We start from the raw sequence: 11932 nt of genomic DNA on the forward strand, positions 1-11932 counted from the left end.
ATGGTTCGAACCAGGCTGAAGCCGGTTCGCAGCTGGTTCGCGTGTCACGAGACGTGAAAACCGGGCAAAATCGCGTCGCGTGACAAATCAGTCTGTCACGCGACGACGAAACCACCGGAAATCGCGTCGCGTGACAGATTTTGGTGCTTGCGAAGCGGTGCTTGTCGAGATCAACGGAAGACCTTTCAGCGTTGTATTGTGCCCCGCGGAGACGTGATCGTGTGCGGCGGGATGAAGTGCCTTACACTTGTGTCCAGCTCGCCCGTTTGCCATTGTGCGCATGGATTGTATTTGGGAAATCGATCGTGTGCATGGAACGTATATGGGAAGACCACTACAGCCCTCTTCACGTACGTTCCATGCACACGATCGTGCTCGTATACGTTGTATACACACGAATTAGTCGTGCTTATGTCCGTCCTATGCACACGATCCTTGGTAAGTGGCTCATTCTGCTCGGGCGCTGCTGCGTGCGGGTTGCTATGGGCGGGTATTGCTCCTGTGACACTGTACTGGCGATGATTCTGATGAAGATGCTGATGACGGTGATGTCGGCTTATGACATTACTGATGGGGGTGTTCGCCGCTGATGGCCTGATATCCTTCCGGCTCCAGCTGGAAGGTGGTGTGTGGCACGGATACGGGGAAATGCTGCTGTAGGCATTCCTGTAGTTGTTCGAGAATCTGTGCGCCCTGTTCCATGGTGAGACCCTTGTCCACGACGACGTGGGCCATGAGCACGGGCATTCCCGTGGAGACGGTGCTCGCGTGCAGATCGTGTACGGCGATGACATGCGGCACATGCTCCATATGCTCCCGTACCGTATCGAGATCAAGCCCCTTCGGGGTTTCCTCCAACAGCACTCGTACTGCATTGCGCAGCAGAATGAGTGCTCTCGGGATCATCAGTAAGGCGATGATGCCGCCTGCAACGGCATCGAATCCGTCCCATCCTGTTGACATCATGACCAGAGCGGACACCACGACAGCCACTGATCCGAGAGCGTCATTCATCACCTCAAGGAATGCGGCTTTCATGTTCATGTTGTCAGCTCGGCGGGACGCGAGGATCGCAATGGAACCGACGTTTGCCGATAGGCCGAGAATTCCGAAAAAGAGCAGAAGCCCGAAATCCTGCACCACGTCCGAACGCCCCGCGAATAGGCGCATTCCCGCCTCGACCAGTGCGTAGATGCCGACGAACAGCAGGACGAGTGCTCCTGCGGCGGCGGTGATCACTTCAAGTCGCGCCCAGCCCCATGTTCGGTTCTTGTTCGGCTTGCGTCGCATGAGCATTGCAGTGACGGTGGAGGCCACGAGCACCGACATGTCGGTCAGCATGTGTCCTGCATCAACAAGGAGCGCCAGCGAGCCGGTGATGATGGCACCGACGACCTCGGCGATGAACACCGTCGAAGTCAGCGTCAGCGTCAGCATCAGCCGGCGCTGGTGCGATGCGTTTGCAGCTTGATCCATTGATGAGGCGGCTGTTCCGTGCGTTTCGACGGTCCCGTGCATGTGCGGCATTGCGCTCGGTTCCTTTCTCTGATGTGATGCATCATCCTGTCATGCATGATGCCCGATCGAATGAGATCGCTTCCTACAACCATTTTCAATAGCCTGAAAACAGCGAAAGCCCCGGTTCAATCCGGGGCTTTCCATGTGATTGCCACACTACCCGCAGGCTGGTCGATGCGCAAGTGCCATGCCGTGGAGGCGCGGCACGGAGGCTGTTTCACGGAGTGGTGCCGCAGGAGTCTGCAATAGAGCTTGCACCGTGCATATTCATGCCGGCAGATGCAGGCTGCTGCCAGTTTGACCTTGATTGCCCTGACGGAATGACGCGGCGCGGTTTTTACGTTGTTGACAATGCAAGGATGTCGACTGCCAAGCGGGAAGACGCTCAGATCTTGCGTAGCACCGTCACGATTTTGCCCATGATCTGCGCATGCGTTCCATCGATGGGGGAGTATGCCGGATTATGGGGAATGAGCCACACGTGACCGTGATCCTTGCGGAATGTCTTGACCGTGGCCTCGCCGTCAAGTAGTGCGGCGACGATGTCGCCATTGACGGCTGAATGCTGCTCTCTGACCACGACGAAGTCTCCATCGCAGATCGCCGCATCGACCATGGAATCACCGTGGACCTCAAGCATGAACAGATTGCCGGTGCCGGTGAGACGTTCCGGAAGACGCATGACATCGTCGACATGCTGTTCGGCGGTAATGGGCACGCCGGCGGCAATGCGCCCCACCAGCGGGATGTCATGCGACTGCTGGATGGGATCGATGTCTGTGAACGCGGGGAACCGGATGATCACCGCCTGATTGTTCGATTCGACGATTGGCCGTCGCTCTTCGCCGACAAGCTCAATGGCGCGCCCTTTATTCGCATTCATGCGTATAAAGCCTTTGCTGGCGAGCATCTGAAGCTGATGTTTGACGGAGGACGGGCTTTTCAGCCCGGCAGCTTCGCCGATTTCTCGAAATGACGGGGCGAATCCGCAATCGTTGATATGGGTGCGGATGGCGTCGAGGACCTGGCGTTGCCGCTCCGTGAGCGTCGATGGATCGGGCGTGACCGGTGTCTGTGCATCTACTGCGGCAGATGCGGACCGTTGCGTTGGCGTATTGGGGAGCTCGGCATTATTCGCCATTCGCCTAGTTGAAGTCGTACTCATGTTCTGCTCCTTCTGTGATAGTGGCAAGCATACAGGAACCGCGCACAAAAATCAAACATCTGTTCGACACGCCGTGTTGCCTCGATCGAACGCCTGTGCAACAATGGGAACAAGCGTGCGATAGTACGCATGTTCGAGAATGGTGGTTGCGATGAATGGTCAATACATGGATTCGATGTCTGCAAATGCAGTGGCCGTGATTTCCGGGCACAACTGTGCAAGTCGGAAGGGAACACGGTGGCGTGAAATGACACGGTATCAGCTGGTGACTGTGCCTCGTCATGCAATGCCGAGGGAGGGTCTTGATCGGCATCACATGAATGGGGCCCGCATCATGACTGTGCTATGTGCGCTGGCGTTGGCACTGGTTCTCGCCGGCATTGCGATGTGGAGTAACGGAAGTGTGGCTGTGAGCTCCACGGTGAACTCCAGTGCCGGCTCCGCAGGGGCAACTACGACCTATATCGTCAGACCCGGGGACACCCTATGGGGCTATGCCAGTCAGGTGACGCCGCGTGGAGGTGATATTCGGCAGACAGTGAGCGAACTGATCGAGCTCAATGATCTGGAGACGGCATCCCTGACCGCTGGCCAGAGCATCGTGGTACCTGTGCGCTGAGTGCGTGGGTACCATATGCCGCATGTCACGCGAGGCTACGCACATTCTGGATTTCCGCGAAAGGAGCCGGCTGATGTCGCTGCATTCTGTTTCGCCATCTCGGGTCGTTTCGTATGATGTGAGTCGAGGCGTCGGCACACGCCAATCATGGCGTGTTCGTCCCCGTACGGGTTATTCTAAGGACATGCATTGTCCTTTTTGCCAGTACCCGGATACCAAGGTCATCGATACGCGTATCAGCGATGACGGATACTCGATTCGACGCAGACGCGTGTGTGCGAAATGTTCACGTCGATTCACCACGGTCGAGTCGGCCATGCTGTTGGTGCTGAAACGTTCCGGCAACATCGAGCCATTCGACAGAGACAAGGTCATCAACGGCGTTCGCAAAGCCTGCCAAGGTCGTCCCATCAGGGAGGAGGATCTCAAGGCGCTCGGGCAGCGCGTAGAGGAGGATCTTCGTTCACGAGGGCTTGCCCAGGTTCGATCGGAGGATGTCGGCAAAGCGATTCTCGCACCGCTCAAGCAGCTTGATGAAGTCGCATACCTTCGCTTTGCCAGTGTGTACCAGAACTTCGAAGGTCTTGAGGACTTCCAAAGAGCCATCGACGAACTGCGCGTCGAAAAGCAGGAATGACCTTGTCGGTATGAGTATTGTGCAGTGTGGTGAACTCTGCATTGTGGGGCGCATCCATTGCATACGTCATCATTCATGACATGAATGTGGGCCCTCCGGATTTCTCCGAAGGGCCCACATTGTTACACGGTTATACCTGCAACCATCCGCATCGTGCTGTGCAAGCAAGCAACGTCAAATCACTTATGTCAAGCTCTTGCACGGCACAGCGATGGACACTCGCCTATCAGATGTGGTAGTACAGTTCGTACTCCAGCGGGGTCGGAGCCAGACGAGCCTGATCGATCTCGCCACGCTTGAGATCAATCCAGGTCTCGATGAGGTCCGTGGTGAACACATCGCCAGCGGTGAGGAAGTCATTGTCCTCCTCAAGGGCATCGAGAGCCTCGCCGAGCGAGCTCGGCACCTGCTTGATGTTGGCATGCTCTTCCGGAGGCAGCTCGTAGAGATCCTTGTCGACCGGTGCCGGAGGCTCGATGTGGTTCAGGATACCGTCGAGGCCGGCCATCATCTGGGCGGAGAAGGCGAGGAACGGGTTGCAGGACGGGTCCGGAGCGCGGAACTCGATGCGCTTGGAAGCCGGGGAGGTGCCAGCCAGCGGGATACGGATGGCTGCGGAACGGTTACGAGCGGAGTAGACCAGCGAAACCGGAGCCTCGAAGCCAGGAACCAGACGATGGAAGGAGTTCAGCGACGGGTTCGTGAACGCGACCACAGCCGAAGAGTGCTTGATCAGACCGCCGATGTACCAGCGGGCGATGTCGGACAGTCCGCCATAGCCCTGCTCGTCGTAGAACAGCGGCTTGCCGTCCTTCCACAGCGACTGGTGGCAGTGCATGCCGGTGCCGTTGTCGCCTGCGATCGGCTTCGGCATGAAGGTCACGGACTTGCCGGCAAGGGCTGCGGTCTCGTGAACGATGTACTTGTACTTCATCAGATCATCGCCGGCGTGCTGCAGCGTGTTGAATCGGTAGTTGATCTCCTGCTGGCCGGCACCCGCCACCTCATGGTGGGAGCGCTCAAGCTGCAGGCCGACCTTCTGCAGGTTGGCGACCATATCGTCGCGCAGATCCTGATTGTGATCGATCGGAGGAACCGGGAAGTAACCGCGCTTGATGCGGTTCTTGAAGCCGATGTTCGGCGTGCCGTCCTCTTCGGTGTCCACACCGGAGTTCCACGGAGCCTCGATCGAATCGACCTCATAGAAGGAACGCTGCATGGAGTTCTCGTAGCGAACCTTGTCGAAGATGAAGAACTCGGCTTCCGGAGCGAAGGATGCGGTGTCGGCGACACCGGTGGACTTCAGATACGCCTCAGCCTTGCCGGCGACCTGACGAGGGTCGCGCGAATACGGCTCATCCGTGAGCGGGTCGACGATGGAGAAGGCGACATCCAGCGTCTTGTGCTTGCGGAACGGGTCAATGAAGGCCGTGGTCACATCCGGGACCAGCTTCATGTCGGACTCGTTGATCGCCTGGAAGCCCTGAACGGAAGAACCATCAAACGGCATGCCCTCGGTGAACGCGTTGTCCAGGAACTCGCTGACCGGCACCGTGAAGTGTTGCTGCACGCCGATCAGGTCGGTGAAGCGCACGGAGACGTATTCGACGCCTTCCTTGTTGATGAGTGCCTCGGCCTCTTCCGGCGTATGGGCGAAGATCTTGTTGCCTGCCACGATTGCTCCTTTTCGAGTTTTGGCTAGAAAACTTACAAGCTCATAGTGTATGGATGCGGATTTCGCAACCTCGCCACTTCGGTTACGAATATGTTTCCAAATCGGCAATGGCATGTTTACCGGCGATGGAACGCCGATGCACATCGATACACGCTGAACGAGTGTCGCCTGCCATGTGCAGCGCCAGCCGGTCACATTCATCCCCCCCGACGTATCGGCGCCGCATGCATATGGCAGTCATGGCAATCACATGGCACACTGACATGTAAATGGCCGGTGTTCCATGTAAATGGCCGGTGTTCGCGGTCAAAAACACCGCGAACACCGGCCATTTACATGCCTACTATCGTGTGTGCCGCTCGCTGCTCAGCAGATGGACAAGACAACTGCATTGCCGGACAGATGAGCAGCGAGTCGGCAAGCGATCACCTGCCGCGCAGCGCGCGTCGACTCACACGCTGACGTCGCATCGGATCGATGCCCTTGGGAATACCGTATCCGGATTTGCTCTGCAGCGTGTTCAGACGCTCGTTGAGCGTCGCAAGTTCGGTCTTGGTCAGCACGAAACGGCTGCGGGAATGCAGCTTCTTCATGATCGGGTTCTTGTGCGAAGTGGGACGATACGCCTTCTTCTTCATCACCGTCTTGCGCAGATCACGAAGACGAACCTGCTCCGGACCGTTGCCGACGCAGATGCGATAGACGGGAATGGAGGAGCCGGCGGTCACCGACTTGATGCTGCGCTCCTGATTGTCCATCGCCTTGCTCACACGGGCGTAGTTGCCCTCGCCGAGCAGATAGATGCCGTTGTAACCGGTGCCTCGCCATACGGCATCCTTGGTCTTCGGATCCACCCAGATCGGCTGTTCGGGGAACTGGTATCCGGCCTTGCTGATACCGCGGATCACGGCGATGGCCGCGCCGCTGCGACCTTCCATCTTGCGATAGCCCACCGCATCGGCGCGGCGGGTGAGCACGACCACGGACAGGAGCAGGCCGACCATGATGGCGAGGATCATGAGCATGACCCAGCTGACCGGGGACCAGTGCAGCAGCAGACCGAGTACGACGAACAGCACCACCGGCCCGAGGAAGGTCGCAGCCATGATCGCAGGCAGCGCCTTGTCGTCGGCATGAGTGAACTTGTAGACCTCAATGACCTGCTTGATCGTGCTTTTCTTCTTCTTGGCCGCCTTCTTGGCCGCCTTTTCGGCCTTACGCGCGGCCTTGGCCTCCAGCTTATCGTCGTTCTGTGCCATCGACTCCTCGCTTCACTTGTAAACGGAAACACACTAGCCGACCAGTCTAGCAGTAGTCCCGCCCCAAAACATGAGTCAACGCGTCAGTCACACGGCGAACCACACGGCAAGTCGCGCAACAGGTCGCGCAATAAGGCGCATACGCAAGGTGCATGCGCCCAATCACGTATCCGCCATGCGCCTATCGCGTATGCAGCGGCCTGTCGTCGGCTTTGAGCAGCGCCTCGCCGAAGCACTCGGCGAACGTGGGATGAGGATGGATGAATCGAGCCGCATCATGCAGCGGCACCTGATTGCCGACGAGCTGCTCGGCTTCGGCGATGATGTCCGAGGCGACGGGGGAGACGATGTGAACGCCCAGAACGACAGGCGTTCCGGGATTCGAGGACATTTCGCCGCTGACGATCGACATCGACCCGCCCATGCCGCTCATCAGCATGCGCGCGTTCGACATCATGGGGAAGGCCGTCTCCTTCACTTCGGTCAGATCGTCGCGGCTTTGCGCCTGATCGAGCGTCAGCCCCACGCTGGCGGCCTCCGGACAGGAGAAGACGACCTGGGGCACGGTCGCGTCGTTCACGGCGGGCGGATTCATGCCGGCGATCGACTCCGCCACGCAGATGCCCTGCTCGAACGCCCGGTGCGCAAGGGCAGGGCCTTCGGTGATGTCCCCCACGGCCCACACATGAGGCACGCAGGTGCGCCCGTGATCGTCGGTGATGACGAAGCCGGATTCGTCCCTGCTCACACCGGCCTCATCGAACCATGGCGCGTTGGTCAGCGGATAGCGTCCGATGGCCGCCAGCACGATCTCCGCGGCGATCGTCTGCTCGCCGTCGTCGCCCTGATGCGAATAGTGCACAAGTGCACCAAGATTCGCGCCGGTCTCGACTCGATTGACATGCGTGCGTGTGCGAATGTCGATGCCGCGGCGTTTGAGCTCGCGTGTCAGCGTCACCGATGCGCGCCGGTCCCATCCGCTGAGCACGCGATCCTTGCGAATCAGCATCGTCACCGAACAGCCGGCGGCGCGCCACATCGACGCGAATTCCACCGCCACCGCACCGGCGCCGATGATGATCGCATTATGCGGAAACTCGTCGAGTTCCAGCGCGGCGGTCGAATCGATCAGGCCGCCGCGGAACGCCTCACCGGGCAGCTGGCGTGGAGCCGCCCCCGTGGCGAGCACGACATCGCGGGCGACAAGGAGGGCATGATCGCCGACCTCGGTCGGCTCGCCCGCATTGACGAATCGAAGCACTGCCGCCAGACCGGGGGAGGGCGTGACGGCCACGACATGTCGGCTCGCATCGCCGCCATCGGCGTTGCCTGTGGCGTCGGCCGCGGATGCGGCATTGGCGAGGGCAGCGCCGGTGGCTGCTCTGGTGGTTGCCTCGGCGGCGGCAGCGTCGGTGCCGGCGGCGGAATCATCCAGCGCGGCGGTTCCACGGAACACCGTGATGCCGCGATGCGCTACAAGGCCGGCCAGTCCCTTGGTCATCGTGTCGACGACACGCAGCCGGTAGTCGTGCAGCGCGCCGAAATCAATGCCGTCCAGATGCGCGTTGACGCCCACTTCGGCGCTGCGCCGCACCAGATCGATCGTATGCGTGGACGTGATGAGCGCCTTTGACGGGATGCATCCGCGATTGAGGCAGGTGCCTCCCAGCGTGGCATCCCGTTCGACCAGCGCAACGCTGCGCCCAAGCTGCGCCGCGCGCAACGCCGTCGAATAGCCGCCGGGACCGGCTCCGATCACGACGACGTCGAACTGCTCGACCGGCTCGCCGCCGCCCGCATTGCCAAGCCGGACTCCAGCCACGTTGTCGTGCCGCGTGTCGGCTGATCGCCCTACGTCACCCATGTCGTCTCCTTCAACGATGCCTGATAATCTGCAATAAGCAGTACTCAGTGATGCCGCACTGCACAACAGCAGTGCAAAAACAGCCATACACAATACAAATAATGGCTCCCAACAATGGGAGCCATGAACAACGTCACTTCGGCCAGTTGCCGCGCTTGGGGCTGCGAGGCTTGGGAAGCCGCCAGCGGCGAACCTGAATGGCGCGGCTCCACGCGTACGAGCCGGAGCGGGAGCCCTTCGCCACGGATGCCTCGCCGTACTTGGCGATGAGCTTCTTCTTCAGCCCACGCCACATGATCGCCACGTCAATGACCACGGCGATCAGGTAGACGTACATCAGCACGAGCATCGGCAGCGACAGCGCCGGCATGACGGTGGTCACCAGCACCGAGCCGATCAGAATGACCACGGCGACCGGGATGAAGAACTCTCCCAGATTGCGGCGAGCGTCGACATAGTCGCGAATATAGACGCGCCACGGCAGACGCTCGGCCTTCGGCATGCGGTTGATGTCGCCGGTGCGCATCGCCTCGTATTCCTCGTCCTCCTTCTTGCGAAGACGGGCCTTGGCCTCCTTCGAGCTTGCCTTGCGATCCGTGGGTACCAGAGGACGCAGATTGCGCGCCTGCGCCTCCTTCATCTTCGGTGTGGGACGATCCTTGCCGGTGCTCGACGGACGCGTCTTGGACGGCTCCTTCACCGGCTCGCTCGCCTTATCCTTCTTGAAAGGGTTCCATGTCATAGGCATTCACAGTACGATCATGCCTCGACGCGGGCACCCGGCCGCACGGCCGCTACAATGGGCCAGATAGGTGCATCGCACATAGAAACGACAAGGAGCATCATGGCCGAAACCTCACTCGAACAGATCCGATCCCGCGTCGACGCGGACTGGAATCGCATCGTCGAACTGCTCAAGAGCAAGATCGCGCTCAGATCGGTGTCCGCCGAAGGCATCACCGGAGACCATATGAAGAGATCAGCGCAGTTCGTCGCCGACGAGCTGCGCAAGGTCGGCGTCGACGCGAAGGTCGTGCAGTCCGCCAACCCCGACGGCACTCCCGGTGCATGGGAGGTCATCGGATCGCGCATCGTCGCTCCGGGCGCGCCCACCGTGCTGCTCTACGCCCATCACGACGTGCAGCCAGTGCCGGACCCGACCGCATGGAACACCGACCCGTTCGTCGGCACCGAAATCGACGGTCGCCTCTACGGACGCGGCTCGGCTGACGACGGCGGCGGCATCGCCATCCACTCGGGCGCGCTTGCCGCGCTCGGCGATGAGCTCAACGTCAATGTCAAGGTGTTCATCGAAGGCGAGGAGGAAATGGGCTCTCCCAGTTTCATCCCGTTCATCGAGGCGCACCGCGACGAATTCAAGTCCGATGTGATCATCGTCGCCGACTCCGGCAACTGGTCCGCCGACATCCCCTCGCTGACGACCAGTCTCAGAGGCAACACCTGCGTCGACGTCCACGTCAAGGTGCTGGATCATCCGGTGCACTCCGGCCAGTATGGCGGCCCGATCCTCGATGCGAACACCATCGCCGCGATGCTCATCTCCTCCCTGTACGACGCCAACGGCGATCTGGCGGTGCCCGGCATCGAATCCCAGGAGCCGGTCGGCGGTCTGCAGCGCGATCTCGACGAATCGACCGTCCGAGCCGATGCCGGCGTGATCGACTCGTATACGCTCGCCGGAACCGGTTCGCTCGCCGCACGCATGTGGACCAAGCCAAGTCTTACGGTCATCGGCTTCGATGCGCACCCGGTCGAGGGATCGTTCAACGTCATCTCGCCCGAGACCACGTTCAGGCTCTCCCTGCGCACCGCTCCCGGTCAGCGACCGGAACAGGCGCAGGAGGCGCTCGCAGGCTTCCTTGAATCGCACGCCCCGTTCGGCGCGCAGGTGCGCGTGGACCGTCTCGAGAACGGCATGGGCTGGGCGATGGACCCGAACGCGGTCGCCACGAAGGATGCTCTGGAGGCCATGCGCGAGGCGTTCGGCATCGAGCCGATCAACAAGGGCGAGGGCGGTTCGATTCCGTTCATCCCCGAGCTGCAGCGGCTGTTCCCCGACGCGCAGGTGCTCGTCACCGGTCCGGAGGATCCGAAGGCCAACGCCCACAGCCCCAATGAGTCGATCTCGCTGTCCGGTCTGCGGCACAACGTCGAGACCGAGGCGCTTCTGCTCGCCAAGCTCGGCCGCTGACGTCGCCTATATCGCTGACGTCGCTTATCGCTTATGTTGGTGATGTTGGTGATGTCGCTGGCGCGCTGCGGAGGGCGTTTGCATGCACCTCTTGCGCATGGCGTTGCCGTGCCCTACACTCGAGGCAATGACACGGGAGCTGCCGTAGGGCGGCTGAGAGGAGATCGTGCGATCTCGACCGATGGAACGTGCCCGGGCAATGCCGGGCACGGATTTGTCGCTCTTCCCGTGCTCGTCAAAGCGCTGTCCGTCGTGTGCTCGCGCGGCGAACGCGCGCAGCCACAGGAGAGATCGGAAGAGAAAGGCATTGTGACATGGCTGAGAACATGGATGACATCATCACTGAGAAGACCGCGGCGACCAAACACTCCAACCGCTGGCGAGTCGTCGACATCGTCGTGGCCGCCATCATCGCCGTCGCCTCCGGCGTGATTTTCTGGGGCTGGGACGTGGTCTGCGAGGTTCCGCTCAATGCGTTCCGTGCGCTCACCCCTGGCTTTGAAGGCCTGCTCAACGGATTCTGGCTGTTCGCCGCTCCGCTCGCCGCGATCATCGTGCGCAAGCCGGGAGCGGCGCTGTTCGCCGAGACGCTCGCCGCGTTCCTTGAACTGACGCTGGGCAACCAGTGGGGTGTCGGAGGCTCGCTGCTCATCGGCATCATGCAGGGTCTCGGCGCCGAAATCGCGTTCGCGATCTTCATGTATCGCAAGTGGAACATCCCGGTCACCATGCTTGCCGGATCGCTCGCCGGCGTTGCCTGCGCGATCTACTACTGGCTCACCAACCCGGCATGGGGTCCGCTTCAGGTGAGCATCTATTTCATCACGTCGATCATCTCCGGTGCCGTCTTCGCGGTCGTGTGCTGCCTGCTGCAGCGCGCACTCGCCGCGACCGGCGTTCTCGATCGCTTCGAGTCCGGTCGCGCCCGCGAGCTGGTCTGATTGTCCGGTCGCGTGCCCTCGTTCGGTCTCGTGCCCTGTTGA

At 60.6% G+C, this 11932-nt stretch carries 9 protein-coding genes and 1 pseudogene; 4 read left to right on the top strand and 6 right to left on the bottom strand.

Translation table 11 applies throughout. The annotated features are described in order from the left end of the window. Positions 1-564: 564 nt before the first annotated feature. A complete protein-coding gene (locus EHS19_RS06960) occupies positions 565-1518 on the bottom strand; it encodes a cation diffusion facilitator family transporter (protein WP_175578360.1) in 954 nt (317 codons plus the stop codon). 385 nt (positions 1519-1903) lie between these two features. Beyond that, positions 1904-2563, bottom strand: a pseudogene (gene lexA / locus EHS19_RS06965) (transcriptional repressor LexA); the annotation flags it as partial. A gap of 454 nt (positions 2564-3017) precedes the next feature. On the opposite strand from lexA, the gene EHS19_RS06970 reads away from it, so the two are divergent. Next, positions 3018-3302 carry a LysM peptidoglycan-binding domain-containing protein gene (locus tag EHS19_RS06970; protein WP_241677137.1) on the top strand — a complete coding sequence of 95 codons (285 nt, stop codon included), beginning with the start codon at positions 3018-3020 and terminating at the stop codon, positions 3300-3302. Between the two features lie 184 nt (positions 3303-3486). Then, positions 3487-3939 (top strand): transcriptional regulator NrdR, encoded by a 453-nt coding sequence (gene nrdR, locus EHS19_RS06975; protein WP_151917084.1) that lies wholly within the window; start codon positions 3487-3489, stop codon positions 3937-3939. 226 nt (positions 3940-4165) lie between these two features. On the opposite strand, the gene glnA is transcribed toward nrdR, so the two are convergent. The 4 genes from glnA to EHS19_RS06995 form a co-directional block, all read right to left on the bottom strand. Next, complete coding sequence (glnA, locus tag EHS19_RS06980; protein ID WP_151917055.1) at positions 4166-5614, bottom strand: type I glutamate--ammonia ligase; 1449 nt, start codon at positions 5612-5614, stop codon at positions 4166-4168. Between the two features lie 425 nt (positions 5615-6039). Continuing rightward, entirely contained in the window at positions 6040-6873 is an 834-nt protein-coding gene (locus EHS19_RS06985; protein ID WP_151917056.1) for a DUF4191 family protein, read from the bottom strand. Between the two features lie 181 nt (positions 6874-7054). After that, positions 7055-8737: a dihydrolipoyl dehydrogenase family protein gene (locus EHS19_RS06990; protein ID WP_151917057.1), complete on the bottom strand. Its 1683-nt coding sequence runs from the start codon at positions 8735-8737 to the stop codon at positions 7055-7057. Between the two features lie 133 nt (positions 8738-8870). Next, positions 8871-9479: a DUF3043 domain-containing protein gene (locus EHS19_RS06995; RefSeq protein WP_151917058.1), complete on the bottom strand. Its 609-nt coding sequence runs from the start codon at positions 9477-9479 to the stop codon at positions 8871-8873. Between the two features lie 102 nt (positions 9480-9581). On the opposite strand from EHS19_RS06995, the gene EHS19_RS07000 reads away from it, so the two are divergent. Both EHS19_RS07000 and EHS19_RS07005 read left to right on the top strand, forming a co-directional pair. After that, entirely contained in the window at positions 9582-10949 is a 1368-nt protein-coding gene (locus tag EHS19_RS07000) for a dipeptidase (RefSeq protein WP_151917059.1), read from the top strand. A 314-nt stretch (positions 10950-11263) separates the two neighbouring features. Further along, on the top strand, positions 11264-11890 hold the full coding sequence (locus tag EHS19_RS07005; protein WP_151917060.1) for an ECF transporter S component: 627 nt from the start codon (positions 11264-11266) through the stop codon (positions 11888-11890). Positions 11891-11932: the final 42 nt, after the last annotated feature.

Source organism: Bifidobacterium jacchi (genome assembly GCF_009078285.1).
GTDB classification, from domain to species: domain Bacteria; phylum Actinomycetota; class Actinomycetes; order Actinomycetales; family Bifidobacteriaceae; genus Bifidobacterium; species Bifidobacterium jacchi.

Coding starts and splice junctions, on each gene's coding strand:
- EHS19_RS06960 (WP_175578360.1), bottom strand. CDS start 1,518: ATGCACGGGACCGTCGAAACGCACGGAACAGCCGCCTCATCAATGGAT.
- EHS19_RS06990 (WP_151917057.1), bottom strand. CDS start 8,737: ATGGGTGACGTAGGGCGATCAGCCGACACGCGGCACGACAACGTGGCT.
- EHS19_RS06985 (WP_151917056.1), bottom strand. CDS start 6,873: ATGGCACAGAACGACGATAAGCTGGAGGCCAAGGCCGCGCGTAAGGCC.
- EHS19_RS07000 (WP_151917059.1), top strand. CDS start 9,582: ATGGCCGAAACCTCACTCGAACAGATCCGATCCCGCGTCGACGCGGAC.
- EHS19_RS06995 (WP_151917058.1), bottom strand. CDS start 9,479: ATGACATGGAACCCTTTCAAGAAGGATAAGGCGAGCGAGCCGGTGAAG.
- EHS19_RS07005 (WP_151917060.1), top strand. CDS start 11,264: ATGGCTGAGAACATGGATGACATCATCACTGAGAAGACCGCGGCGACC.
- nrdR (WP_151917084.1), top strand. CDS start 3,487: ATGCATTGTCCTTTTTGCCAGTACCCGGATACCAAGGTCATCGATACG.
- EHS19_RS06970 (WP_241677137.1), top strand. CDS start 3,018: ATGACTGTGCTATGTGCGCTGGCGTTGGCACTGGTTCTCGCCGGCATT.